The 25,391-nt window shown below is 66.5% G+C and carries 19 protein-coding genes and 5 tRNA genes; 5 read left to right on the top strand and 19 right to left on the bottom strand.

All coding sequences use genetic code 11. From position 1 onward, the window contains the following. Positions 1-178: 178 nt before the first annotated feature. From WBN46_RS14690 to WBN46_RS14705, 4 genes are all read right to left on the bottom strand, one after another. Positions 179-5,122 (bottom strand): alpha-2-macroglobulin, encoded by a 4,944-nt coding sequence (locus WBN46_RS14690; protein ID WP_337732193.1) that lies wholly within the window; start codon positions 5,120-5,122, stop codon positions 179-181. A gap of 94 nt (positions 5,123-5,216) precedes the next feature. After that, positions 5,217-7,904 carry a DNA gyrase subunit A gene (gene gyrA / locus WBN46_RS14695; RefSeq protein WP_337732194.1) on the bottom strand — a complete coding sequence of 896 codons (2,688 nt, stop codon included), beginning with the start codon at positions 7,902-7,904 and terminating at the stop codon, positions 5,217-5,219. 281 nt (positions 7,905-8,185) lie between these two features. Then, a tRNA-Val gene (locus WBN46_RS14700) sits at positions 8,186-8,260 on the bottom strand. A gap of 59 nt (positions 8,261-8,319) precedes the next feature. Beyond that, positions 8,320-9,942, bottom strand: a complete 1,623-nt coding sequence (locus tag WBN46_RS14705; RefSeq protein WP_337732195.1) for an FMN-binding glutamate synthase family protein — start codon at positions 9,940-9,942, stop codon at positions 8,320-8,322. 145 nt (positions 9,943-10,087) lie between these two features. On the opposite strand from WBN46_RS14705, the gene WBN46_RS14710 reads away from it, so the two are divergent. Beyond that, the gene (locus WBN46_RS14710) at positions 10,088-10,234 is read left to right on the top strand and encodes a hypothetical protein (RefSeq protein WP_192202759.1); all 147 of its coding nucleotides are present in this window, start codon (positions 10,088-10,090) and stop codon (positions 10,232-10,234) included. 16 nt (positions 10,235-10,250) lie between these two features. On the opposite strand, the gene WBN46_RS14715 is transcribed toward WBN46_RS14710, so the two are convergent. The 15 genes from WBN46_RS14715 to WBN46_RS14785 all read right to left on the bottom strand — a co-directional run bounded on the left by WBN46_RS14715 (position 10,251) and on the right by WBN46_RS14785 (position 23,218). Beyond that, positions 10,251-10,337 (bottom strand) — tRNA-Leu (locus WBN46_RS14715). A gap of 120 nt (positions 10,338-10,457) precedes the next feature. Then, positions 10,458-10,533, bottom strand: a tRNA-Gly gene (locus tag WBN46_RS14720). Between the two features lie 28 nt (positions 10,534-10,561). After that, a tRNA-Cys gene (locus WBN46_RS14725) sits at positions 10,562-10,635 on the bottom strand. Positions 10,636-10,742: 107 nt separating this feature from the next. Continuing rightward, positions 10,743-10,818, bottom strand: a tRNA-Gly gene (locus tag WBN46_RS14730). Beyond that, entirely contained in the window at positions 10,809-11,456 is a 648-nt protein-coding gene (gene pgsA, locus WBN46_RS14735) for a CDP-diacylglycerol--glycerol-3-phosphate 3-phosphatidyltransferase (protein ID WP_192202760.1), read from the bottom strand. Before pgsA ends, WBN46_RS14730 begins: the two co-directional genes overlap by 10 nt. 7 nt (positions 11,457-11,463) lie before the next feature. Further along, entirely contained in the window at positions 11,464-13,311 is a 1,848-nt protein-coding gene (gene uvrC / locus WBN46_RS14740; protein WP_337732196.1) for an excinuclease ABC subunit UvrC, read from the bottom strand. Next, positions 13,308-14,732, bottom strand: a complete 1,425-nt coding sequence (locus WBN46_RS14745; protein WP_337732197.1) for a hypothetical protein — start codon at positions 14,730-14,732, stop codon at positions 13,308-13,310. Before WBN46_RS14745 ends, uvrC begins: the two co-directional genes overlap by 4 nt. A 22-nt stretch (positions 14,733-14,754) precedes the next feature. Next, the gene (locus WBN46_RS14750) at positions 14,755-15,219 is read right to left on the bottom strand and encodes a low molecular weight protein-tyrosine-phosphatase (protein WP_337732198.1); all 465 of its coding nucleotides are present in this window, start codon (positions 15,217-15,219) and stop codon (positions 14,755-14,757) included. Further along, the gene (kdsB, locus tag WBN46_RS14755) at positions 15,216-15,980 is read right to left on the bottom strand and encodes a 3-deoxy-manno-octulosonate cytidylyltransferase (RefSeq protein WP_337732199.1); all 765 of its coding nucleotides are present in this window, start codon (positions 15,978-15,980) and stop codon (positions 15,216-15,218) included. The genes WBN46_RS14750 and kdsB overlap by 4 nt, the downstream gene beginning before the upstream one ends. A 36-nt stretch (positions 15,981-16,016) precedes the next feature. Continuing rightward, positions 16,017-17,039 carry a tetraacyldisaccharide 4'-kinase gene (gene lpxK / locus WBN46_RS14760; protein ID WP_337732200.1) on the bottom strand — a complete coding sequence of 341 codons (1,023 nt, stop codon included), beginning with the start codon at positions 17,037-17,039 and terminating at the stop codon, positions 16,017-16,019. After that, complete coding sequence (gene msbA / locus WBN46_RS14765; RefSeq protein WP_337732227.1) at positions 17,036-18,748, bottom strand: lipid A export permease/ATP-binding protein MsbA; 1,713 nt, start codon at positions 18,746-18,748, stop codon at positions 17,036-17,038. Before msbA ends, lpxK begins: the two co-directional genes overlap by 4 nt. A gap of 38 nt (positions 18,749-18,786) precedes the next feature. Further along, positions 18,787-19,209 (bottom strand): biopolymer transporter ExbD, encoded by a 423-nt coding sequence (locus WBN46_RS14770; RefSeq protein ID WP_337732201.1) that lies wholly within the window; start codon positions 19,207-19,209, stop codon positions 18,787-18,789. Positions 19,210-19,219: 10 nt separating this feature from the next. Further along, positions 19,220-19,879, bottom strand: a complete 660-nt coding sequence (locus WBN46_RS14775; RefSeq protein WP_192202767.1) for a MotA/TolQ/ExbB proton channel family protein — start codon at positions 19,877-19,879, stop codon at positions 19,220-19,222. 2 nt (positions 19,880-19,881) lie between these two features. Further along, a complete protein-coding gene (locus WBN46_RS14780; RefSeq protein WP_337732202.1) occupies positions 19,882-22,260 on the bottom strand; it encodes a DNA internalization-related competence protein ComEC/Rec2 in 2,379 nt (792 codons plus the stop codon). 16 nt (positions 22,261-22,276) lie between these two features. Beyond that, positions 22,277-23,218, bottom strand: coding sequence for an integron integrase (locus WBN46_RS14785; RefSeq protein ID WP_337732203.1), 942 nt, complete (start codon positions 23,216-23,218; stop codon positions 22,277-22,279). Positions 23,219-23,463: 245 nt separating this feature from the next. On the opposite strand from WBN46_RS14785, the gene WBN46_RS14790 reads away from it, so the two are divergent. From WBN46_RS14790 to WBN46_RS14805, 4 genes are all read left to right on the top strand, one after another. Further along, positions 23,464-23,775 (top strand): hypothetical protein, encoded by a 312-nt coding sequence (locus WBN46_RS14790; RefSeq protein WP_337732204.1) that lies wholly within the window; start codon positions 23,464-23,466, stop codon positions 23,773-23,775. Positions 23,776-23,854: 79 nt separating this feature from the next. Further along, entirely contained in the window at positions 23,855-24,178 is a 324-nt protein-coding gene (locus WBN46_RS14795) for a barstar family protein (RefSeq protein WP_337732228.1), read from the top strand. 73 nt (positions 24,179-24,251) lie between these two features. Beyond that, positions 24,252-24,560, top strand: a complete 309-nt coding sequence (locus tag WBN46_RS14800; RefSeq protein WP_337732205.1) for a hypothetical protein — start codon at positions 24,252-24,254, stop codon at positions 24,558-24,560. Positions 24,561-24,628: 68 nt separating this feature from the next. Then, positions 24,629-25,000: a hypothetical protein gene (locus tag WBN46_RS14805; RefSeq protein ID WP_337732207.1), complete on the top strand. Its 372-nt coding sequence runs from the start codon at positions 24,629-24,631 to the stop codon at positions 24,998-25,000. The last annotated feature ends 391 nt before the right edge of the window (positions 25,001-25,391 follow it).

A 25,391-nucleotide genomic window follows, 5' to 3' on the forward strand; every position in this document is an offset into this window, starting at 1 on the left:
TGGATCCCGGCGTTCGCCGGGATGACCGGCCGGACGAACTCCCGCTCGATCCACACCGTCATTCCAGCGCATGCTGGAATCCTTTTTGGTACCGGTCCGCAGCGTCATTGACCGGAAACGGCTGAAGACCATGAGGAATCCCGGCTCGCGCCGGGATGACGAAAGAAGACCGACCTTGCTACGGCTGCACCACCGTGATCGTCGCCGGCGACGCCTTGCCGACACCGCGGATGTCCGGACGGTACATGTCCTCCACCAGCGAGGGCGGCACGGTGTACGTGCCCGGCGTCACCGCGCGCACCAGGTAGAACACCTTGGCGGTATCGCCGCGATCCAGTTTCAGTGCGGCCACGTAGCGGTCGTCGCGGAACTCCTCGTGCTTCACGTCGGCCGCGCCACCACGGTCGCTGATCGAGATGCCATCCACCACCACTTCGGCCCATTGCTTGGCATCGCCGAGGTTGAAGTTCTCGATCTCCAGCCCCGCCGGCAACAGGTCGGTGAACAATGCATCCGGCATGGCGACATTGGCGGTGATGCCGACGCGCACGATCAAGGCTTCGCCCTCCTTCAGCGTGCCGCCCTTCCATTCCTTTCCATCGGTCGTGTAGTAGCGACGCTCGATGCCGATCTGGCGGTTGTCCGGCGCTGGCGCACTGCGCGGGATGCCGGCCACGTCGAGCGATGCGTACAGCGGCGGCGAACCCTCGGGTACGAAACGCACGCCGCGCGCCAGCGCGGCATGGTCCACGCTGCGCCCGAACAGGCGCACGGGCGCCACCGCCTGCGCATCGCCGCCGATGCTCCATTGGCCCGAGACCAGTTTCTTCTGGTCGACCATCAGCGCCTTGCCCAGCCTTGCCAGCGCCACCTGCTCCTGGGTACTCAACCACAGCCAGCCACTGTTGCGGCGCGCGTCCAGTTCGCGTCCCAGCGAGATGGCGCGACGGTCGAACTCCGGCTTGGCCAGCTTGCGCTCGTGTACCAACGCGATCATCAAGGCGTCGTCGCGCAGTTTCGTCCCGTAGTCGCCCAGGTATTCCGGGCGGTCGCCCGTCTTGGCGAACCCTTCGGTGATCGCCTTGGCGCCACGGTTCTTGTCGCCCTGCAGCGACAACGCGATACCCAGGTGCACCAGCGGCAGGCCGGTCAGGCTCTTGCCGCGCTCGTTGTCGTACAACGCACGCAGCGTACCCAGCGGCGCCCGGTTCACGCGTGCCAGTACGTAACCTGCATAGGCCTGGTTGGCGAACTTGAGGTGATCGCGCCGGTCGTACCCGTAGAACTGCGCGCCGCCGGCCAGCAGGTCTTCGTTGAGGCGCGCCAGCGCCTTCTGCAGCACCGCATCCGGGACCGCGAAGCCGCCTTCGCGCGCATCCAGCAGGAACTCGGCGATGTAGGGCGTCAGGCCCGGGTTGACGTAGTCGTCGTCGCCCCACATCGAGAAGTGGCCGTTCGCCACCTGCATCGACGCCAACCGCCCGAAGGCGCCCTCCATGCGCTCGCGTCGCTTCTTCGCCTCCAGCCCATCGATGCCCAACAGCCTGGCCGTCGCATCATCCAGTTCCAGCGCGGCGTAGCCCTTGCTGGTGGTCTGCTCGGCACAGCCGTAGGGATACTCCAGCGCGCCCTTCAACGCGCTGGCGAACGGGATCGGTGGCAGCGCACTGACCGTCATGCGCGCCGTCACCGAGCCGGGCATCAGTCCATCCGCGAAGCCCGCACCCATCTCCACCGGCACCAGGCTGTCCAGCACCTGCGTGCGCGAGCGCAGCACCGCGGGCCAGCCTGCGCGCACCGGCACGTCGTAACGGCGGTCGACCTTGAAGCCATTGCCTTCCACGCGCACGCGCACCTGCGCCGTGGTGTAGCCCTCACCCGCGGTGATCGGGAACGTCAGGGTGCGCTTGGCATCAACCGGAAGATCGGCCGTCCTGCTGCCCTCGCCGATGGCGAGCGGCCCTTCACCGCTCACCAGCACCTTGAAGGCGCCCGTCTTGCCGGTGAAGTTCTGCACGTCGAGGGTCACGGTACTCCTGTCGCCCGGCGCCAGCACGCGCGGCAGGCTGGCTTCGGCCACGATGGGCGCGCGCACCACGGTCTCGCGATCGCGGTTGCCGTAGCGCGTGTCCGAGTAGACCAGCGCCGACACGCGCAGCGTGCCGTTGAAGTCCGGCACCTTCAGCGCGATGCGTGCATTGCCCTTGCCGTCCAGCTTCACCGGACCGGAGAACAGGTCCACGGTCTGCACGCGCGAGGTCGGCCGCTTGGCCTGCGGCAAGGCCGCCAGCGCCATGTCGCCACCGAAGCGCATCTTCGCACTGCCGCCTTCGAAGCTCTCGATCACGCGGCCGTAGATGTCATAGGCGTCCACGCCGAAGCGGCGCTGGGCGAAGAACTGCGCGTTCGCGTCGGGCACGGGGAAGCGGGTGATGTTGAGGATGCCGACATCCACCGCCGACACGGTGACGTGCGCGGCCTGTCCCGCGAGCTCGGGAACACTGACCGTTACCGGCAGGTTCTGCTCGGGGCGCATCTGTTTCGGCACCGACAACCCGACGGCGACGCGACGCTCGCGGCGGTCCATCGGCACGTGGGCTACGCCCACGGCGCGCGCCGGGGTGATCTTGCTGGGTGCCGACCCTCCGCGGAAGACAAGCGCGGTGATGTAGACGTCATGCCGCTCCCAGTCCTTGGTCACCGGGATGGAGAACGTGCTGCCCGGCTTGGCGTCGATCGCCTGCACGTACAGCATGCGGTCGCTCTCCACCATCAGCAGGCCCTTGCCCGCGTGCGGCGGGGTGATGGTGACCTGCAGCGTATCGCCGACTTTGTAACCGGTCTTGTCCAGCGCCAGCTTGACCTTGTCGGGGCGCGCATCCAGGCCGCGGTTCTGGTCGTCCCAGCTCCAGCCGGCACGGAACGGATAGCGCGTGGTCAGGCCGGTGGCCGGATCGAACACATCCAGCCGGTACTCGCCCCATTCCACCGGGAAATCGATCTTCGACGCGCCCGCGCCCACGTCCAGCGTGCGCGTGTCCTTGTTCTCGAACCGACGGGTGAAGTCGTAGTCCCAGCCGCCATCCTCGTCGTAGTTCCAGTGGTAGTCGCGCAGCTCGCGAACCAACGTCGCCTTCAGGCCCTTGCCGGGCTGCGGTTTGCCGGCGGCATCCACGCGCACCAGTTCGAATCCGGCGTTGGCGTTGGCATCGGCACCGTCCTTGTCGTCGAACAGTGGGCGGATGCCGACCAGTGCGTTGGCCGGCCACAGCACGCGCTTGAGCGTGCGGTTCACCGTGCGACCACCGGTCTCGTACACGCTGCCCGATACGATGGCGGCGATGGTGCTGCGCGGCTTGGCCTCGGCCGGCAATGCGATGTCTTCCTGCACCACGCCGCTCTCGGGCAGCGTGGTATCGATGACGTCCTTGGCCTCCTTCGGCAGTTCCAGCGTCGGGTCGCCAAAGAAGTAACCGGGCAATTGCTCCAGCGGGTGCTGTTCCACCGCCACCGCCAGCTTGGCGGTGAAACGGTTGCCGCTGGCTGGCGCCCCGTACAGGTAGGCGGCCGTCGCCTTCAGCTTGAACGGCTCTCCCGGCTTCAGCACGGACTGCGCGGTGTCCAGGTCCAGCTTCATGCGCTCGGGCAGGAACTCCTCGATGCGCAGCGTCATGCCCTGCACGGCTTCCTTGCTGGCCGGGTCGGTACGGAACTCCACCTGCCAGCGCCCGGTCGGCGCTTCCACCGGGATCACCTGTTCGAAGTTGAAGTAGCCCTGCGCGCCTGGCTGCAGGCGCGTCTCGCGGAACACCTTGCCGTCCGGCTGCTTCAGGCGCAGGAACACGGATTGTCCGCCGCCCTGCTTCGGTACAGGCACGGGCTTGCCGTCGTTGTCGCGCAGCAGTGCGGAGATCCGCACCGTTTCACCGGGGCGGTACAGGTCGCGCCCGGACCACGCGAACACGTCGAACCACGCCTGTTCGCGACCGGCGACGGCGAACTCCGACAGGTCGAGCGCCGGCTGGTTGAACGGCAGCATCGACACGTCCTTGCCGCGCGTGGCGACCAGCACATGCCCAGCGTCCAGCGTGTAGTTCAGCAGCGCATTGCCATTGCCGTCGGTCTCGCCGGCCAGGATGCTTTCGCCGCGCGCATCCAGCACCTTCAATTCGACGCTGCCGGTGGCGGTGCCGTCCTGCAGCGACGCGGTGTGGACGAACAGCTTGTCCTTGTAGGCGCGCGTATGCAGGCCGATGTCGCTGACGGTGAAGAAGGCGGTCTCGAACTCGCCCGCGAACTTGCCGGTACGCTTCATCACCGCGAAGTAGAGGCCCGGATCCTGCAGTTCGCGGATGTCCTGGATCGGCAGGTAGGTCAGCACGCGCTCGTTGGGCTTGCCGCCCAGCACGAAGCGGTTGAGATAGACCGGCTCGGCCAGCTGGCCCAGCGGCGTGCTGTCGCCGTAGTCGCTGTCCAGGTCCCAGCTGCCACGGCGACCGCCGCGCTGGTACTCGGCGAAGAACTTGGGAAGCTGCTTCTCGCTGACCCGGAGGAACTCCACGTCCACTTCCGGGACGTTGATCGACACCACCGGCAAGCCGCGACTCTCGCGCGCCGGCAACACGCTGCCCTGCGAGGCGAAGCCCACCGCCGGGTCGAGTTCACCGGTATGCACCTTGCGCGTGTCGTCCTTGCCAAGGCGCGTACCGTCCGCGGCGGAAAGACCCGCTTTCAGCGTGACCTCGTAGTCCTTCGCGGCTTCCACCGAGGGGAAGCGCAGGACGAGGCCCTTGTCGTCCAGCACCCAGCTGCCCTTGACGGCCGCGCCGTTGGCGTCCTTCACCACCAGCAGCGTGTCGAAATCCTGCGAGCTCACCAGCGGCCGGCTGAACTCCAGCGCGATGGCCAGGTCACCGTCATGCTGGTCGGGATACGCGCCCACCAGCGCGAAGCCTTCCACCTTCTCGGCCTTCGCCTTGATGGGTTCGCCACTGATGTCGGGAAGTTGCCCGGTCTCGTTGCGCTTGCAGCCGGCCAACGCCGCTGCCGCCAGCAAGACAACAAAAAACGCGCGCACCCAGTGGCCGCGCGCGTTCGTCCAGTTCCGATAGAGCGATCCCATGTGCCATTCCCTGCCTTGGTCGTACAGGCAGTATAGAACGCGGGAATGGAGACGGCGGGGTCAATGCCGCGCGTCTCCATGACTCACCGCCGGATCATGCTTCCGGCGGCGCCTCGGTGGCGTCCGGCGCGGCAGGTGTGATGCCGACGCCTTCGATGACCTCATCCTCGTCGAGCGAGGCATCCAGGCGTTCCACCGCCTGCAACGTCTCGCCATCGGACAGGCGGATCAGGGTAACGCCCTGGGTATTGCGTCCGACCTGCGAGATTTCCGCCGCACGGGTACGCACCAGCGTGCCGCCATCGGAGATCAGCAGGACTTCGTGGTGGTCGGACAGCTGGATGGCACCGACCAGGCGGCCGTTGCGCTCGGTGGTCTTCAGCGCAATCACGCCGCGGGTACCACGCCCCTTGCGCGGATAGTCGGCCACCGGGGTGCGCTTGCCATAGCCGCGCTCGCTGGCGGTCAGGATATCGCCTTCGCCATCGACCACGACCAGGCTGACGACCTCGGAGCCGGCCTCGGGCAACGCAGGCACGCCATCGGCATCGCCCGCCTCTCCCTCGTCCTGCTCACCCTCGATTTCGGCATCGACGCCCGCAGCAAGGCGCATGCCACGCACGCCGGTCGCAGTGCGGCCCATCGCGCGGACCAGCGACTCGGAGAAGCGCACGGCACGGCCGTTGGACGCGAACAGCATCACGTCGCGCTCGCCATCGGTCAGGGCCACGCCGACCAGCGCGTCCCCTTCGTCGAGGTTGATCGCGATCTTGCCGCGCGCCAGCTTGAAGGCGAATTCCGTCAACGGGGTCTTCTTGACCGTGCCGTTCCTGGTGGCGAAGAAGACGTAGCGGCCTTCTTCGTAGGCACGCACCGGCACCACCGCCTGCACCTTCTCGCCTGCTTCCAGCGGGATCCAGTTGATGATCGGACGGCCACGCGCGTTGGAGCCGGCTTCCGGCAACTGGTACACCGGCAGCCAGAACACCTTGCCGCTGCTGGTGAAGGTCAGCAACGTGTCGTGCGTATTGACCAGCCACAGCTGGTCGATGAAATCCTCTTCCTTGGTCGCCGCCGCGCTGCGGCCACGGCCGCCACGCTTCTGCGCGCGATAGGCACTGGCCGGCTGGCGCTTGGCGTAACCCGCATGCGACAGCGTGACCACCATGTCTTCCGGCGCGATCAGGTCGAGGATGTCCAGGTCTTCTTCGCTGTGGCGGATCTCGCTGCGGCGCTCGTCGCCGAACTCGGCCTTGACGTTCAGCAGTTCGTCGCGGATCACCTGCAGCAGCACGTCCGGGTTTTCCAGGATGCGGATCAGGCCGGCGATGACCTCCAGCAACTGGCGGTATTCCTCGGTCAGCTTTTCCTGCTCCAGGCCGGTCAGGCGGTGCAGGCGCATTTCCAGGATCTGCGTGGCCTGCGCCTCGCTGAGCTGGTAGCGGCCGTCGACGAAACCGATCGCGGCCGGCAGGTCTTCCGGACGCGAGGCTTCGGCGCCGGTGGCCGCCAGCAGCGCACCGACCAGGCCCGGCTCCCAGGTCTTGGCCAGCATGCGCTCGCGCGCTTCCTGTGGATTGGCCGACGTCTTGATCAGCTCGATCATCTCGTCGATGTTGGCGAGCGCGACCGTCAGGCCTTCCAGGATGTGGGCGCGGTTGCGCGCCTTGCGCAGTTCGAAGATGGTCCGACGGGTCACCACTTCGCGACGGTGGCGCACGAACGCTTCCAGCATCTGCTTCAGATTGAGCAGCTGCGGGCGGCCATCGACCAGCGCGACCATGTTGATGCCGAACACCGATTCCATCGGCGTCTGCAGGTACAGGTTGTTGAGGACGACCTCGGCGGATTCGCCGCGCTTGACCTCGATGTAGATGCGCATGCCGTCCTTGTCGGACTCGTCGCGCAGCTCGCTGATGCCTTCGAGCTTCTTTTCCTTCACCAGCTCGGCGATCTTCTCGATCAGCCGTGCCTTGTTCACCTGGTACGGGATCTCGGTGACGATGATCGACTCGCGGCCGTTGTCGTCGTTGACCTCGATATCGGCCTTGGCGCGCATGCGCACGCGGCCACGGCCGGTGCGGTAGCCGGCGATGATGCCGGCGGTGCCATTGATGATGCCGCCGGTGGGGAAATCCGGGCCGGGGATGTACTGCATCAGGCCGTCGACATCCAATTCCGGATTGTCGATCAGCGCGATCAGGCCGTTGACCACTTCCGACAGGTTGTGCGGCGGGATGTTGGTCGCCATGCCCACCGCGATACCGGCCGAGCCATTGACCAGCAGGTTCGGGAAGCGCGTCGGCAGGACCGTCGGCTCCTGTTCCTTCTCGTCGTAGTTGGGCTGGAAATCGACGGTTTCCTTGTCGATGTCGGCCAGCAGCTCATGGGTGAGCTTGGCCATGCGGGCTTCGGTGTAACGCATGGCGGCCGCGGAGTCGCCGTCGACCGAACCGAAGTTGCCCTGGCCATCGACCAGCATGTAGCGCAGCGAGAACGGTTGCGCCATGCGCACCAGCGTGTCGTAGACCGACTGGTCGCCGTGCGGGTGGTACTTGCCGATCACGTCGCCGACGATACGGGCGGACTTCACGTGCGGCTTGTTGGCGTGGTTGCCCAGTTCGTTCATCGCGAACAGGACGCGCCGGTGGACAGGCTTGAGACCGTCGCGGACATCCGGAAGCGCGCGCCCCACGATCACGCTCATCGCGTAATCGAGATAGCTGCGTCGCATCTCGTCTTCGAGGTTGACGGGGATGATTTCCTTGGCGGTATCGGCCATTCGGGTTCCGTGTTTCTTTGGTTGTCTCGGGCCCGAATCCGGGCCCACACCTTCCCGGCCGGGACAAGTCCGGCGGGGCAGGATCGGGCGGGGATTCCGGCAGGTTCTGCAGCCTGCGGAGTGTATCACAGACACCCCATCCAGCGGACCGTTTCACCCAGAGAAACAAGCACTTATGGCTGCACCTGCCGGCGCGCGGGAGCACCGGGGCGACGACTGCCCGGACCGTGGCGGACCGGAAACGGAAAAGCCCGGCCAAGGCCGGGCTTTTCCGATGGAACTGGTGGGCGGTACAAGTTTCGAACTTGTGACCCCTGCCGTGTGAAAGCAGTGCTCTACCGCTGAGCTAACCGCCCGAAATCATCGGGGCGCGAATGATAAGCGCGGACCGGGCGCCCGGTCAACGCGCCCGCCTTCAGCGATCCTTGGTATCGCACAGCGCACTGACCCGCCTGGGCGGCGCGAAGGCGTCGCTGCGCGCCTCCGGCCAGAAATCGCGGAACACCGCGTGGGACGGCACGCGGTCCAGCAGTTCGCCCGGCTCCAGGAAGCGGTACAGCGCCGCCAGCGACCGCACTTCGATCGGCGACACCCGCCGCAGGATGTGCTCCGGCCCCAGCTGCTGGGGATGCTCCAGCCCCGCCGCGCACAGCATGTCGCGCAACGCCTTCAAGGTATTGTCGTGGAACTGCTGCACGCGCACCGACTTGTCGCCCACGTCCAGGTGCTTCCAGCGCGCGGGATCCTGGGTGGCCACGCCGGTCGGACAGCGATCGTTGTGGCAGCTCTGCGACTGGATGCAGCCCAGCGCGAACATGAAGCCGCGCGCGGCGTTGCACCAGTCCGCGCCCATCGCCATGGTGCGGGCGATGTCGAAGGCACTGATGATCTTGCCTGCCGCGCCGATCCGGATGCGGTCACGCAGGTTCAGCCCGACCAGCGTGTTGTGCACCAGCAGCAGCGCCTCGTGCATCGGCACGCCAACGTGGTCGATGAACTCCGCAGGGGCCGCGCCGGTACCGCCTTCCGCACCGTCCACGACGATGAAATCCGGGAGCAGCCCGGTCTCGTGCATGGCCTTGGCGATGCCGAACCATTCCCACGGGTGGCCGATCGCCAGCTTGAAACCCGTCGGCTTGCCGCCCGACAGTTCGCGCAGGCGGGCGACGAACTGCAGCAGCTCGACCGGTGTGGAGAACGCGGAGTGCTTCGCCGGCGAGACGCAGTCGCGCCCCATCGGCACCCCGCGTGTCGCAGAGATCTCCGCGCTGACCTTGGCCGCCGGCAATACGCCACCGTGACCCGGCTTGGCGCCCTGGGACAGCTTCAGCTCGATCATCTTCACCTGCGGCGAATGCGCGTTCTCGATGAAGCGCGCCTCGCTGAAGCGCCCCTGCTCGTCGCGGCAACCGAAGTAGCCCGAGCCGATTTCCCACACCAGGTCCCCGCCCTTCTCGCGGTGGTAGGGCGAGATCGAACCTTCGCCAGTGTCGTGGTAGAAATTGCCGCGTCGCGCGCCTTCGTTCAGCGCGCGCACGGCATTGGCCGACAACGAACCGAAACTCATCGCCGAAATATTGAACACGCTGGCCGAATACGGCTGCGCGGTGCCGGCGCCGATCACCACGCGGAAGTCGTGGGAATCCACGTGCGCCGGCGCCATCGAATGATTGATCCATTCATAGTCGACGCCGTAGACGTCCTGCTGGCTGCCGAACGGCACCACGTCACTGACACCTTTCGCGCGCTGGTAGACCAGTGCGCGCTGCTGGCGCGAGAACGGCACTTCCGCCGTGTCGCCCTCGATGAAGTACTGGCGGATCTCGGGACCGACCGATTCCAGCCCGTAACGGAAGTGCGCCAGCACCGGATAGTTGCGCCGCAGCGTGCTGCGCGTCTGCAGGACGTCCCACGTGCCCAGCAGTGCCAGCGCACCGAACACCGCGACACCCCACCACGCTCCCGGCCACATCGACGCGAACGCCAGTGAAGCGGCAGCCAGCAACACGCAGACAGCAAAGGCGAGGTAACGCTGCATCCGGCAGTCTCCCGTGGGCCAGCCACGATTCTATGCCATGCCCTGCGACCGCATGCCGCAGCCACCGCGCAGGGTTGATCCGGATCAATGCCGGCCGAAACGCACGGTGCGACGTTGGCGCCACCACAACCGGGGAGAACACGACATGCATCCGATCCTGCGCGAGATCCTGATGGAGCCGGTGGGCTGGCTGGCCATCGGCGGCAGCATCATCATGGTGGGCATCAGCGTCTTCGTGGCGCTGTTCGTGCGCCGCAAGGTGCGCGAGGAAGAGAAGAAGCGGCAGCGCTGAGGCTACAGCGGCGCGATGGTGCCCGGAGCCGGAATCGAACCGGCATGGCCTCGCGGCCGGCGGATTTTAAGTCCGATGCGTCTACCAGTTTCGCCATCCGGGCATGCGGATAGCCTGCCTCAGTCACGCCGCATTGGAAAGCGCCTGAATGTGCCGATGGACAGACCGGAAAAGAAGAAGCCCCGCATGCGGGGCTTCTTCCGTGCTCACCAGGGAGCGTATATGGAGCGGGAAAAGGGACTCGAACCCTCGACCCCGACCTTGGCAAGGTCGTGCTCTACCAACTGAGCTATTCCCGCGTTGGGAGATCGTGGCGATCTCCGGATTTGGAGGCCTGGGTCGGAATTGAACCGGCGTACGCGGATTTGCAGTCCGCTGCATAACCACTCTGCCACCAGGCCGGTGGCGACCGCGCCAGACTGGCGCAATCACGACGCCTTTTCAAGCGTCCTGCAACACAAAGCCCCGCGAACGGGGCTTTGGGAACCATCCTTCTCAGGACGAAATCTGGAGCGGGAAAAGGGACTCGAACCCTCGACCCCGACCTTGGCAAGGTCGTGCTCTACCAACTGAGCTATTCCCGCGTCGAGAAGGTCGAAATTGTAGCGTCTTGTTTCGGCATGTCAACACTCTTTTCCTCGCCGTCGCGCAGGATGGGCCACGCCGCGAGCAGGTACTGGATGCCCGACCACAGTGTCAGCAGGGCCGCGATGGCGAGCAACCAGTCGCCCAGCAGGAACACCCAGCGGCCCATCCAGATGTCGCCCAGCACCTGCTTGCCGGGGGTGGACGCATACAGCAGGCAGGACAGCGCCACCATCTGCACGATGGTCTTGATCTTGCCGAGGGCAGCCACCTTCACCGTGGCGCGCTGGCCGAGTTCGGCCATCCATTCACGCAACGCGGACACCGCGATCTCGCGACCGACGATGACGGCAGCCCAGATGGCCATCCACATGGTCGGATTGTCCTGCACGATCAGGAACAGCGACACCGCCACCATCAGCTTGTCGGCCACCGGATCGAGGAACGCGCCGAAGGCCGAGTACAGGTGGTAGCGGCGCGCGATCCAGCCATCCAGCCAGTCGGTGACCGCCGCCAGGACGAAGATGAACGCAGCCGCGAAGTTGGTCCACGAATACGGCAGGTAGAACACCAGCACCAGCACCGGGATCAGCACGATCCGCAGCAACGTGAGCCAGGTGGGGACGGTCAACTTCATCGCAGGCTTACTCGGTTCCGGCCTCGGGCATCGGCAGCCCGTGCAGGTTAGCGTAGATTCGCTCGGCCAGTGCGGCATTCACGCCCTCCACGCGCGCGATCTCGTCGGCACCGGCAGCCTTGAGGCCCGCCAATCCTCCGAAATGCTTGAGCAGGCTGGCGCGCCGTCGAGGACCGATGCCGGGAATGTCTTCCAGCTTGCTGGTCATGCGCGCCTTCTGTCGCTTGCCGCGATGACCGGTGATCGCGAAACGGTGCGCCTCGTCGCGCACTTGCTGGATCAGCTGCAACGCCGGCGACGCGGCGCCTGGCCGTATTTCCCGGCCGTCAGGCAGCACGAGTGTCTCGTGGCCGGCCCGACGCTCGACGCCCTTGGCGACACCGACCAGCACCACCCCGTCCACGCCCAGGTCGGCGAGCGCGGCCTGGGCCTGGGCCAGCTGGCCCGCTCCGCCGTCAATGAGCAGGACATCGGGCAGTACCCCGCCCTCCTCCACCGCACGCCGGAAACGGCGCTCGATGGCCTGGTGCATGGCCGCGAAATCATCCCCCGGCGTGATGCCGGTGATGTTGTAGCGCCGGTACTGGGAACGCACCGCACCGTTGGCATCGAAGACCACACATGAAGCGACCGTGGCTTCGCCCATCGTGTGGCTGATGTCGAAGCACTCGATGCGCTTGGCGACGTCGGGCAACGCGAGCAGCTCCTTCAGCGCTTCGCTGCGCGCGGTCTGGGCGTTGCGGCTGCCCAGCTCGGTCACCAGGGCGATTTCGGCGTTGCGCTTCGCGAGATCCAGATAACCGGCGCGTTCGCTGCGGACGTTCCACTTCAACTGGACCTTGCGACCCGCCGCCGAGGCCAGCGCATGCTCGATCAGTTCCGCTTCCGGAATCTCGCGATCGAGGACGATCTCCTGCGGCGCGGGCTGCTCGGCGTAGTACTGCGACACGAACGCGCCCAGCACCTCCTCCGCGCTGTCCTCGCCATTGGTTTTCGGGAAGAACGTGCGCGTGCCCAGGTTGCGGCCGTCGCGGAAGGCCAGCAGCAGCACACAGGCGTGGCTGCCCTGCATGGCGCAGGCGAGCACGTCCAGGTCGGCGGCATGCCCGTCCACGTACTGGCGCGCCTGCAATGTGCGGATCGACGCCACCAGGTCGCGCAGGCGGGCCGCCTTCTCGAATTCGAGTTCCGCGCTCGCCTGCTCCATCGCCGTGCCGAGCTCGCGCGTGAGTTCGTCGCTGCGCCCGTCCAGGAACAATGCCGCGCGGCGTACCGATTCCGCGTAGTCCGCCTCTTCCACCAGCCCCACGCACGGCCCGCTGCAGCGCCCGATCTGGTACTGCAGGCACGGGCGCGAGCGGTTGCGGAACACGCTGTCCTCGCAGTTGCGGATGCGGAACAGCTTCTGCATCAGGTTCAGCGTTTCGCGAACCGCGATCACGCTGGGGTACGGGCCGAAATAGCGCCCCGGCACCGCACGGGCGCCACGATGGAATGCGATACGGGGCCATTCCTCGCGCGTGAGCAGCACGTAGGGATAACTCTTGTCGTCGCGCAGCAGCACGTTGTAGCGCGGCGTCAGCGACTTGATCAGCTGGTTCTCCAGCAGCAGCGCTTCGGCTTCCGTGCGGGTGACGGTCACGTCCATGCGCACGACCTGCGACAGCATCGACAGGATGCGCGGCGACTTGGGCGAACTGTTGAAGTAGCTGGCGACGCGCTTGCGCAGCGCACCGGCCTTGCCGACGTACAGCAGGGCGTCGTCCGCGGCGTACATGCGGTACACGCCGGGCGCCGTGCTCAAGCCGGCAGCGAACGCCTTGCCGTCGAATTCCGCCTGGGGACTGCCGCTCATTCGTCGATCGGAACGTGGCTCAATTCGCCGGTGGCGATATCGTAGCGCAGCACTGCGTGTGCATCCGTCTCCGCGATCCATACCGCGCCTGCGGCGACGGAAAGACCCGCCGGACCATGCAGGGCCCGGGGCAGCGCCACCGTGGTCAGTTCGCCGCCACCCAGGCGCAGGGTGCGCAGGCTGCCGTTGCCGCTGTCGGCAATCCACATGACCGGTGCATCGGGACTCAGTGCGATGGCCTGCGGATGCTGGAGGCGCGCGCGGTCACGTGGGCCATCCTCGGCACCGAACGTCCACGCGCCCTGCCCGATCAGCGTCTGCACGGTATCGCCACGCAATTGCATCGAACGCACCGCCGAACCGACCGCATCGCAGACGTAGAGCGTCTGCAGCACCGCAGCCAGCCCGGCCGGCTGCGCGAAGGCCGCCATCGGCCCGCTGCCATCGCGGACATCGAGTTGCCCGGAGCCGGCCCGCGGGCGGATCTCGCGCGTGCCCAGGTCGTAGCTCCACACGCGGTTGTCGCCCGCCATCGCGAGGAATATCTGGTTGTTGTTCACCACCAGCGCCTGCGGCTGGTTGAGCGCCACGTTGCGGGGCGCGGCGACCACGCCCTCGGTCGGTTCGCCTGCACGGCCGTTGCCGCAGAGCGTATCCACGGTGCTGGTGGGCAGATTGATGCGCCGCAGGGCATGGTTTCCGGTGTCCGCCACGTACAGCGACTCGCGCACCAGGGCCAGACCCTGCGGCCGGCGGAACGCGGCGTGGTTGAGCTCGCCATCGGCCAGGTCGGGTGTCCCCATGCCGAACTGCCGGATCACCCGCCCCAGGTGATTGCACTCCAGCACGCGGTGGTGGCCGCTGTCGGCGACGAACAGGCGATCAGGCGTGGCCACCAGTCCGGCAGGGAAGCACAGCGGCATCCGGGGTTCCGGGTGAGCCTCGCGGAACGCCCGCAGGTCGTCGTCCGGTGGCACATGCAATCCGTCGCACAGGCGCGCGATGTGCCGCTCCAGTTCGGCCAGTCCATCCGCACCCACGATCCGGTGCTGGACCTGGCCTTCGCCATCGATGAGCAGGACCGTCGGCCACGATTCCACCCCGAAGCGCTGCCACGCCACCCAGTCCGCGTCGTGCGCGAGCGGCAGCACGTTGCCGTGCCGGCGCAGGCGTTTGAGGGCGCTTTGCGGGTCGCGCTCGCTGTCGAAGCGCGGCACGTGGATGGCCAATGCCTGCAGCCGGCCCAGGTGGCGGGCCTGCAGTACGGCCAGGTCATTGAGCCGCTGCGCGCACCAGGCCGAGGCACTGTTGACGAAGGCCAACGCCACGATGCGACCCCGCTGCTCGTGCAGCGTGGTCGCTGGTGCATTCAGCCACTGCAGGGCACGCGGCAGTTCGGGGGCCAAGATCATGTCCGTCATCTTCCCTGATTATGCCCAAGTCTCATTCCGGGGAGAGCCGGGCCACGACCGCCTGTGCGGCGGAATCGACCAGTCGCCAGACCCGCTGGAAGTCCTCCGGCCCGCCCGTATAGGGGTCCGGCACTTCGCCTCCGGCCTGCACGCCGGCCCATTCCAGCAGCAGCGCAACCCGGTCGCGTCGGGTTGCAGGCGCGATCCGCAACACGTCCCGCAGGTTCGCGCGGTCGGCGCAGAGCAGCCAGTCGAAGGCATCGAAATCACGTGCGGACAGCTGGCGTGCGCGCTGCATGCCGATATCGACACCATGGCTGCGGGCGCAGGCGATGGCGCGGCGATCCGGCGATTCACCAGCATGCCAGCCACCGGTGCCGGCCGAATCCACCTCCACCTGACCGGCCAGGGACGATGCCTCCAGCCGGGCGCGCAACGCGCCTTCGGCCATCGGAGAGCGGCAGATGTTGCCCAGGCAGACGACCAGCAGCTTCACTGGTCCGCGCCCCGCAGGATGGACTCCGCGCGGGCAAGGTCTTCGGGGGTGTCCACGCCCGGCGGAAACGGCTCGGGCGTCAGCGCCACGGCGATGCGGTGGCCGGCTTCGAGTGCCCGCAACTGCTCCAGCGACTCGACCTGCTCCAGCCGGCCGGGCGGCATCTGCGAGAACCGGCGCAGGAAGCCGGCGCGATAGGCGTAGATGCCGATGTGGCGCAACCACTGGCCGGGCGGGAGGGCATCGCGCGACTGCGCGAAGGCATCGCGGTGCCAGGGAATCGGCGCGCGACTGAAGTACAGCGCATCGCCATTGGCGGCACGCACCAGCTTGACCGCGTTCGGGTCGAACAAGGTGGCCGCGTCGTCCACGGGTACCGCCAGCGTCGCCATCTCCGCGCCACTGGACGCCAGCGTGTCGGCAACCGCCCGGATGCCGGCCGGCGGTGCGAACGGTTCGTCGCCCTGGAGATTCACCACCAGCGCGTCGTCGGCCCATCCGGCGATGTCGGCACACTCGGCCAGGCGGTCGCTGCCTGAGGCATGTCGTTCGGATGTCATCGCCACACGCACCTCGGTGGCCACCAATGCGTCACGGATGCGGGCGTCATCCGTGGCGACCCAGACTTCGCGCGCACCGGCGGCCAGCGCACGGCGCGCCACATGGACGACCAGCGGCGTGCCGCCAAGGAGGCGCAGCGGTTTGCCGGGCAGCCGCGACGCGGCATAGCGGGCGGGAATGGCGACGATGAAATCGGTCATCGGGATCCGGCTCGGGTCAGGGATGAAGGGAACGATCTACTTCGGATCGGCTGCTGGCGGACGCGCGCGACCCAACCGGTCCAGCAATGCGACCCAGAACGCCTCCGGCAGCTTCGCCGTCACCGGCACGCTGTAGAACCAGTTGTTGGCGAATGCGGCGCACTTCACCGCATCCTTCTCGGTCATGAGGACCGGCAGTTCGCTGCCGAACGCGAAATCTTCCGCGCGGTACGCATGATGGTCCGCGAACGCATGCGGCACCACGCCCAGGCCCTGCCTCCGCAACATGGCGAAGAAGCGGGCCGGATTGCCGATGCCCGCCACCGCATGCACGCGCTGGCCGGCGAAACCCGCCAGCGGCTTCGGCCGGCCGCCACGCAACGGCAGCGCGTCATCGGCCTGCAACTGCATCGGCCATTCACCGAAGGCGGCCGTGTCTTCGGACGACGGCAGGTTCACCACCCGGAACCCGCACGTCGCCGCGCGCGCCACAGGCTCGCGCAGCGGGCCGGCGGGCATGAGCCGTCCATTGCCGTAGCGGCGCGCGCCATCGATCACTTCGATCTCCACGTCGCGCTGCAGGCGGTAGTGCTGCAGTCCGTCGTCGCAGATCACCACGTCGCAACCGGCGGCCACCAGGGCCTTGGCGGCTGCGACACGATCACGGTCCACGCGCACCCGCGTGCCGGTATGCCGCGCAATGAGGACGGGCTCGTCCCCTCCCTCTTCCGGCGGGGTCGCCGCATCCACCCAGCGCGCCTGCGCCTCGTCGCGACGGCCGTAACCGCGGCTCGCCACGCCCGGCCTGAAACCCGCCGCGCGCAATCGCTCCATCAGCGCGATGGTCAGCGGCGTCTTGCCGGTGCCACCGGCCGTGATGTTGCCCACCACGATGACCGGCGCGCCCACCCGTTGCTGACGCAGTAGACCGACCCGGTACAGCCAGCTGCGCAGGGCAACCAGCATCCCGTATACGCCCGCGAGCGCACGGGCCCACAGGGGCACCCGCCCGTTGCCAAACCAGTAATCCGGCGGTTGCGGCATCGCGCGCTGGCTCACCCCGCCTCACCCTCGCGGAACTGCATCTGGTGCAGATGTGCGTAGAGCCCGCCTCGTGCCAGCAGTTCCGCGTGCGTGCCCTGCTCGACCAGGCGGCCCTGGTCCAGCACGAGCACCTTGTCGGCGTGCTCGATGGTCGACAGGCGATGTGCGATGACGAGCGTCGTGCGGTCCGGCATCAACTTCTGCAGGGCGTTCTGCACCAGCCGCTCGGATTCGTTGTCGAGCGCGGCCGTGGCCTCGTCGAGGATCAGGATCGGCGCATCCTTCAACATCGCGCGGGCGATCGCCAGGCGTTGGCGCTGGCCACCGGACAGGCGACCCCCCTTGTTGCCGATCGGCGCCTGCATGCGCTCGGGCATCTCCTGCACGAATTCCATCGCGTTGGCGCCACGCACGGCCTCTTCCATGGCCGTGGCCTCGGCTCCCTGCAGTTCGCCATACGCCACGTTCGCGGCGACGGTACCGTCGAACAGCATCACCTGCTGCCCCACCAGCGCGATCTGCCGGCGCAGGTCCGCGAGGCGGTAGTCCTGCAGCGGATGGCCGTCGAGCAGGATCTGGCCGGATTCGGCCTCGTAGAAGCGCGGGATCAGCTTGATCAGCGTCGACTTGCCGCTGCCGGAACGCCCGACGATGGCGGTGACGGTACCCGGGCGCGCGGTGAAACTGATGCCCTCCAGCGCCGGCCGGCTCTGGCCGGGATAGCGCGTGGTGATGTCGCGGAATTCGAGCAGTCCCTTCGAGCGCTCGAGCGCGCGGCTGCCCACATCCCGCTCGTCCTCGGCATCGAGCACGGAGAACAGGCGCTGTGCCGAGGCGACGCCCCGCTGCAGCATGTTCTGCACGTTGGTCAGCTGCTTGAGGGCCGGGATGATGGCCATCATGGAAATCATCAGCGTGACGAACCCACCTGCGGTCAAGCGCCCGGCCATCGCCTCGCGCCCGGCGAAGAACAGCAGCAGGGCCAGTCCGACCGAGCCCATCAACTGCACCATCGCCGACGATATGCTGCGGGTGGCTTCCACCTTCATCGCCAGCCTCAGGTTCGCGTTGGCCAGGCCGGCATATCGCGTCAACTCGCTCTGCTGCGCGCCGTAGACCTTGACCTCCTGCTGGTTGGACAGGGTCTGGTCGGCGGCCTGCATCATCTCGGCGCCGCTTTCCTGGATGCGATGGCTGATGCGCCGGTAGCGCTTGGCCACCTTGTCCATGATCCAGGCCAGCGGCGGCGCCATGACCAGGATGGCCAGCGTGACCTGCCAGCTGGTGATGAACATCACCACCAGAGCCGCGATGATCTGCAGCACCTGCTGCAGCATGACCTTCATCGCATCGACGGCGGCCTGCGCCATCTGGTCGGCATCGGACCCCAGGCGCACCAGCATGGCAGGCACGGGTTCGGTATCGAAACGCAGGCCCGGCAACCGCAGGTACTTGCCCAGCACGTTCACGCGCACGTCGCGGGCGATGCTGCGCGCTGCCTTGCCCATGCCCATGTCGGTGATGTAGCCGGCGATGCCGCGGATGACGAACAGACCCACGATGGCCAACGGCAGCAACAGGCTCTTGGCCTTGTCGCGATCGATGAAGGTCTCGTTGACCACCGGTTCCATCAGCTTGCTGAACGCGCCGCCTGCCGCTGCCTCGATCAGCATGCCGACAGCGGCCAGCGCCAGCAGCCCGCGGTACGGCCTGGCAAAGCCCATCAGCCGCTTGTAGACCTGCCACGCAGAGCCGTCGCGGCTCACTTCTTCGCCTCCGGCGCGGTGGCGATGTTGATTTTCCGGAAACCCAGCTGGCCCAGCGCATCCAGCGCCGTCACCACCGCCTGGTGCGGCGTGCGCGCATCGGCGCGCAACAGCACGGGGCGGCTGCGGTCACTGCCCGCCACCTGCTGCAGCGTCTGCTTCAGGGCGTCGATGTCGGGGCGGAGGACTTCATGCTCGTCCACGAAGTAGCGCCCGTCCGCATTGACCAGCACGCTCAGCGCCTTGACCTGCGCCGCCACCGGCTCGCCATGGGCGCTGGGCAGTTGGAGCTGCAGCATCGAGCGAGCGTCGAACGTGGTGGTGATGACGAAGAAGATGATCAGCACCAGGATCACGTCGATCAACGGCACGAGGTTGATCTCGGGTTCTTCCTGCGCGCGGTCGTCGCGGATGCGCATGCGGTTGGCCTCAGGCGCTGGCGGGTGCCGGCGCGACCACGCCGGACGGGCGCGCCACCGGGCGGGGATGGCGGGCTTCCAGCGCGTCGACCAGCGCCGTGGCTTCCTTCTCCATCTCCATCACGTAACCGGTGACCTTGCCGCGGAAATAGCGATGGAACAGCAGCGCGGGGATGGCCACGATCATGCCCGCGGCGGCGCACACGAGTGCCTTGCCGATGCCCCCCGCCAGCGCGTTGACATCGCCCACGCCGCTGTCCTGGATGCCCAGGAACATCTGGATCATGCCCACCACGGTGCCCAGCAGGCCCAGCAGCGGACCGGCGGAGGCGATGCTGCCGAGGGCGTTGAGGAATTTCTCCATCCGGTGGACGACATGCCGGCCGGTGTCCTCGATGCGCTCGCGGATCTGCTCGCGCGGCTTGTTGCGCACATCCAGCGCCGCCGCCAGCACTTCACCCAGGGGCGAGTTGCGGCGCAGCGAATCGATGTGCGCCGCCTCCAGTTGCCCGCGGCCGGCCCACGCGCGCACTTCCTCACCCAGGCCGGGCGGCAGGATTTCCTTGCGGCGCAGCGACCAGAAGCGTTCCACCACGATGGCCAGGGCCAGTATGCCGAGCAGCAGCAGCGGGATCATCGGCCAACCGCCGGCCTTCACCAGTTCCAGCACGTTCAGTCCTCCGGCACATCGGGCCGTCCTTCTTCCAGCCGATAGGATAGCCCACCGGCCCGCTGGCGCCGCACGGCATCCCACCAGCGTGGCCGGTCGTGACGCCGTTCACGTACGCGCAGTCCATCGCCACCCAGCCATACGCGCAACGCGCCACCGGACTGCGTGTCAAGCAATTCACCGCCCCGCGACTGCCAGCGAGCCACCACCAGGGCTCGCGGATGCCCGAAGCGGTTGCCTGCCCCGCTGGAATTCACGGCAAACCGGGGCGATGTGGCGGCCACGAATGCCGGATCGGAGGAGCCGGCGCTGCCGTGATGCGGCAGCACGACGACCTCCGACCTCAGCGAGCCCGCATCGCGATGGACCAGTCCGCGCTCGACGATGGTGCCGATGTCGCCCGGCAGCAGGACGCCCCCATGCTGCGTGTCCATCTTCAGTACGCAGCTCGCCTCGTTGCCCAGGTACGGAAAGTGGAGGCCCGGATGCAGGAAGCTGAAGCGCACGCCATCCCACATCCACGACGCGCCCGCCACGCAAGGCGCCCGCGCATCCAGCGGGCTGCCTGGCGGCGCCAACACCGCCTGCACCGGAAAGGCATCGCGGACGGCATCGACGCCGCCGGCATGATCGTTGTCGGCATGGCTGATCACCATCGCGTGCAGGCGCGACACCCCCAGCGCACGCAGAGCCGGTACCACGGCCCGCTCGCCCGCATCGAAACCTTCCTCGACGGCAGGCCCCGCGTCGAACAGCAAGGCGTGGTGTGCCGTGCGTACCAGCACCGCCAGCCCCTGCCCCACATCGATCACCACCAGTTCGACTTCACCCTCGCGCGGCAACTCGCGATCCGGCCACAGCAGTGGCAGCCACAAGAGCAACGCAAGCGTTTTCCCCGGTACGCCACGCGGCAGCAGCAGCCAGAACCCGCCCCCCAGGGCCAACCAAAGCGCCCAGGCACGACTTTCGGGCAGCCACCATAACGCATAGGGCTGTTTCGCCATGCCGTCGAAGAGCACCCAGCTCCACTCGAAGCACGCCGCAGCGGCACGCCATGCCCATGCGCCCGCACCCACGTGCACCGTTTCCAGCCCTGTCCCGAGCAATGACAGCGGCACCACCACCAGACTCCACCATGGAATAGCAACCAGGTTGACCACCGGGCCTGCGAGCGAAGCCTGGCCGAACAACACAGCGGTGAAGGGCAGCAGGCCCACCGTGGCCACACCCTGGGCCGGCAGGAACGCCTTCGCCCAATGCTGTGAGGCCGGCAGGCACCATGCCAGCCACGCCACACCGCCGAAGCTCAGCCAGAAACCTGCCGCCAGCAGCGACAAGGGGTCGAACACCAGTACGGCCAGCATCGCCAGCGCCAATGCGTCGACCAGCCGCACATGGCGCCGTGCCAGCCGCGCGATCACCACCACCGCGATCATCAGCACGGTGCGTACCGTCGGCAGCGCGAAGCCGGCGACGGCGGCGTATGCCAGCGCGCCGGACAACGCCAATGCGCCTGCCACCTGCGGACGTGGAATCCTCCTCGACAGCGCGGGAAACAAGCTCCACACCCCCGCCCCACCCAAGGCACAGAATCCCGCCACCAGCCCCACGTGGAATCCGGAGATGGCGATCAGGTGGGTCAGGCCCGTGGCACGCAGCACCTGCCAGTCGGCATCCTCCAGCGCCCGCGTGTCTCCCAGTGCCAGCGCCTGCACGAAGCGCGTCGACGGACCGGGCGTCGCACATCCGATCCTGTCGGCCATGTCGCTGCGCCACGCGTCAATACCCCCTCCGGGCGACAGCCGACGCGCACGCGTGGCATCACGCACATAGCCCATGGCGCTGATGCGCTGGGCCGCCGCATGGCGTTCCGCATCCACGCCGCCGGGATTGGCCAGCCCGCGCGGCGCTCGCACGCGAACCTCGAACTGCCAACGCTCGCCCGCACCCAGTTGCATGCGTGGTCCAGGCTTCGTCGCACCGAAGTCGTCGTACCACGCCAACCGGATCTGCTTGCCGCGCAATGGCGCGGGTTGACGTTCCCCGTCATCAACGTGCAGCAGGAAGCGGGTTCGCCGCGCCTGTGGGTCAGGCAGGCCGACCACCTGCCCGCTGACCACCGCGTCACGCCCTTCCCATGCCACAGGCAGCTGTGAACCCAGGCTCCACGTCGCATGCAGTCCTGCCCAACCGATACCCGCCAACGCGGCGCCCAGCCAACGCCACCGGGAGGGAGACAACCACCCGACGAGCCCGAGCGCGAGCGCGCACCACAGGATCGCCATCGCGGGCAGCGCAGGACGCCAGAGCATGACGACCATGCCGAGCAGCAAGGCAGCCGTGCACGCCATCCCGAACGGCGGCAACGGCAGCTTCCGCATGCCCGTCGGTTCCATGTCAGCGGTCCAGGGGACTGAGCACCGCACCAGCGCCCCGATTGAGGACGTGTGTGTATATCTGGGTAGTCGCGACGTCCTTGTGGCCGAGCAGTTCCTGCACGGTGCGGATGTCGTAGCCGCTTTCGATCAGATGGGTGGCGAAGGAGTGGCGCAGCGTGTGCGCGGTCACCGGCTTGGTGATGCCCGCCGATACCCGCGCCCGCTTGAGCGCTCGCGCCAGCATCGCCTCGTCCAAATGGTGGCGTCGCCACCGGTCATCGCGTGGATCCAGACTGAGGTTCCGCGCAGGGAACACGTACTGCCACCCCAGTTCGCGCCCGGCGCTCGGATACTTGCGCGAAAGCGCATGCGGCAGCCAGACCTCTCCCGCACCCTGCGCCAGGTCCTGCTGGTGCAGGACGTGCACGCGCTCCACCTCCGCCTGCAACGCCGGCACCAGGGACGCCGGCAACACCGTCCGGCGATCCTTTCCACCCTTACCCTCCCGCACAGTAATCTCGTTGCGGGCGAAATCGACGTCCTTCACACGCACACGCACGCCTTCCATCAATCGCATGCCGCTGCCATACAGCAGCCGGGCGAGCAGCGCCATGCGTCCGTCCATGTGGGCCAGCAAGGCCCTTACCTCCGAATGCGACAGCACCGTGGGAACCCGAAGCGGTCGTTTGGCGCGCACCACATCGTCCATCCATGCGAGCTTCAGGCCCAGGACCTCGCGATACAGGAACAGCACCGCGGACAGCGCCTGGTTCTGCGTACTCGCCGCCACCTTGCCCTCGACTGCGAGGTTCGTCAGGAATGCCTCGACCTGCACCGCCCCGAGCTCGCGCGGATGACGTTTGCCATTGGCCAGAATGAACCGGCGGATCCATCCCAGATAAGCCCGCTCGGTGCGCAAGCTGTAATGACCCACGCGCAACCTGCGCGTGACTTCCTCCATCAACCCCACACGCCCCACCGCCCCCGAACCCGATACCGCCCCGTCTCCCGACTGATATTCCATAGCCCCTGCATTCCATGCGACTAACGCAGGCAACGTCGCATCCGAGCTGCGCCAAGGCCATCAGCCAAGCGATTGATCCAGCATAGGAAAACCCCGATTGACGCCCACAAGGCAAGCCTGAATACTCCGCGTTATTACCCTGGAATGGGGTCTACTAGGTGTTAGGCCGCTAGAGGAGCAAAATGCAATGGATTAGCTTTGATGACGGCGCGTCCATCGGCCAAATGGGCAGCGAGTCCGGCGTCATCATTCGAGATTCTGAGCACCCCCTTGGCGCCAGGATTACCTTGGAACGGGCCGGTAGCATTGCGCCGTACTCGATAACCTGCGGGATCTACGGCTGTATGGCCCACACGCGCTTCTTCTCCACAGAGATGGAGGCATTCCAAGAGTTCGACCTTATGGCGGCCGCCCTCGAGTCAATCCTGCAATCGCCCCCAAACGAGAAAGATCTGATCGACTCAGCGGGCAGGTTTGTGGAGCAGTTCCCGTGACGCGGCCTAACAATTCATTCAAGCCGAACCCGCTTCGCGGGTCGGCTTAATTCAGGTGTTAGGTGGCTCAGAGACAATGATGCGAATTGACGCAAACAGCATCGTAGACTGTGAGTCCTTCCACTCTGTATTTGCTGCGGCCTTTGGGTTCCCGCCTTTCTACGGCCGCAACATGGACGCTTGGATCGACTGTCTTTCCTACCTGGATGATCCCGGTTCAGGCATGACCACTGTGCACGTTGATTATGGCCAGACACTGTCGGTCGTCATTGAGCATGCTCAAGACTTCAAAGCCCGTTGCCCTAACCTGTTCTCCGCCCTCGTCGAGTGCGCTGCCTTCGTCAACTGGCGGCGCATTGAGGCCGGCCAGGCTCCTGTCCTCGCGCTTGCATTCCATGCGTGAGCCACCTAACAATTCATTCAAGCCGAACCCGCCTCGCGGGTCGGCTTAATTCAGGCGTTAGGCCTCAGCAATCATGAGTCGCAAGCAGATCGTCAAACTTGCAGCCGCCATATCCGACGCAGAGGTTGCGCTCGCATTGGCGTCGTATGGCGGGGAATGGGTTCTTGTCGGTGATCCGGCTGAACCGGTACACGTTGTCGATAACAATGTTTTTAGACGGTTTGAGGCACTGCTATGGCTAGATGACGATGAGGTTTGGTCTAGTGCAAAGGAGCGCTACCTCCTTTCTCAAGATCTCCTCCATTTCGCGACTGATGCAGATCTGAGAGAGTACGTAGACGGCCTCACCCGTAGTAAGTACGTCTCGCGGGCAGAGGCCTAACAATTCATTCAAGCCGAACCCGCTTCGCGGGTCGGCTTAGTTCAGGTGTTAGGCCCCGGGAGAGGCTCATGGCGACTTCAGACAGCGAGTACTTTCATCAACTACCGCCGCTCACTTCAGACATCGTTGCTGAGCTCCGCGCTGGCCAAGAAATTCCGCTTCTTCTGCTTGAGCACGTCCCTTCCGGCGGCGGTGTAATCTTTCCGGTTCAGTACACTCATCGTGAGCTGATCTACCGTAACCCTGGGCAGAAGGATGCTGTCGCGCTAGGCACCGCCAAGCTCCTCGATGACGGAGAGTATCGAGACGCTCGCATTCTGTTCTCCCGCCCGCACCAAACCGCAACACTTCGCGGGCTTGTGCTGGAGGGGCAGGTCAAGGTTGGTGGGCCGGGGCCTAACAATTCATTCAAGCCGAACCCGCTTCGCGGGTCGGCTTAATTCCGGTGTTAGGCCCCGTATGAGCCATGACGAGAGCATCAAAGTAGGCCCTTGGCCAGATCCGCCAGTCCCGGACTTCGACGCTGATGGCGTCATGTGTCCACCGTGGATCAAATTCCCCAATCTTCCTCGTAGGTCTTCTGGTTGGCGCATGGGCATGGGCGAGACATACAGGGAGAGCTTCGATAGATGGTGGTCCCGCCAGCCGCGCCCGATTCGCTTGTCTGTTCGGGCAAAGTATCCTGAGCCGCAGGAGTGGCTCGGGTTCTGGCAGTCGCAGGCCGGGGCCTAACAATTCATTCAAGCCGAACCCGCTTCGCGGGTCGGCTTAATTCAGGCGTTAGGTGCCAATGACGATTCGCGAACTCCTGATCAAGAAGAAGCGATGGTA

The sequence above is a fragment of the Pseudoxanthomonas sp. CCNWLW251 genome (assembly GCF_037402255.1).
Taxonomy (GTDB): Bacteria; Pseudomonadota; Gammaproteobacteria; order Xanthomonadales; family Xanthomonadaceae; genus Pseudoxanthomonas_A.

What these genes read in the sequence shown, in the direction of transcription:
- kdsB (WP_337732199.1), bottom strand. Translation starts at nt 15,980, where the DNA reads ATGACCGATTTCATCGTCGCCATTCCCGCCCGCTATGCCGCGTCGCGG.
- gyrA (WP_337732194.1), bottom strand. Translation starts at nt 7,904, where the DNA reads ATGGCCGATACCGCCAAGGAAATCATCCCCGTCAACCTCGAAGACGAG.
- WBN46_RS14690 (WP_337732193.1), bottom strand. Translation starts at nt 5,122, where the DNA reads ATGGGATCGCTCTATCGGAACTGGACGAACGCGCGCGGCCACTGGGTG.
- uvrC (WP_337732196.1), bottom strand. Translation starts at nt 13,311, where the DNA reads ATGAGCGGCAGTCCCCAGGCGGAATTCGACGGCAAGGCGTTCGCTGCC.
- WBN46_RS14800 (WP_337732205.1), top strand. Translation starts at nt 24,252, where the DNA reads ATGAGTCGCAAGCAGATCGTCAAACTTGCAGCCGCCATATCCGACGCA.
- WBN46_RS14805 (WP_337732207.1), top strand. Translation starts at nt 24,629, where the DNA reads ATGGCGACTTCAGACAGCGAGTACTTTCATCAACTACCGCCGCTCACT.
- msbA (WP_337732227.1), bottom strand. Translation starts at nt 18,748, where the DNA reads ATGGGCTTTGCCAGGCCGTACCGCGGGCTGCTGGCGCTGGCCGCTGTC.
- WBN46_RS14770 (WP_337732201.1), bottom strand. Translation starts at nt 19,209, where the DNA reads ATGCGCATCCGCGACGACCGCGCGCAGGAAGAACCCGAGATCAACCTC.
- WBN46_RS14790 (WP_337732204.1), top strand. Translation starts at nt 23,464, where the DNA reads ATGCAATGGATTAGCTTTGATGACGGCGCGTCCATCGGCCAAATGGGC.
- WBN46_RS14780 (WP_337732202.1), bottom strand. Translation starts at nt 22,260, where the DNA reads ATGCGGAAGCTGCCGTTGCCGCCGTTCGGGATGGCGTGCACGGCTGCC.
- WBN46_RS14795 (WP_337732228.1), top strand. Translation starts at nt 23,855, where the DNA reads ATGCGAATTGACGCAAACAGCATCGTAGACTGTGAGTCCTTCCACTCT.
- WBN46_RS14785 (WP_337732203.1), bottom strand. Translation starts at nt 23,218, where the DNA reads ATGGAGGAAGTCACGCGCAGGTTGCGCGTGGGTCATTACAGCTTGCGC.
- WBN46_RS14745 (WP_337732197.1), bottom strand. Translation starts at nt 14,732, where the DNA reads ATGACGGACATGATCTTGGCCCCCGAACTGCCGCGTGCCCTGCAGTGG.
- pgsA (WP_192202760.1), bottom strand. Translation starts at nt 11,456, where the DNA reads ATGAAGTTGACCGTCCCCACCTGGCTCACGTTGCTGCGGATCGTGCTG.
- WBN46_RS14705 (WP_337732195.1), bottom strand. Translation starts at nt 9,942, where the DNA reads ATGCAGCGTTACCTCGCCTTTGCTGTCTGCGTGTTGCTGGCTGCCGCT.
- WBN46_RS14710 (WP_192202759.1), top strand. Translation starts at nt 10,088, where the DNA reads ATGCATCCGATCCTGCGCGAGATCCTGATGGAGCCGGTGGGCTGGCTG.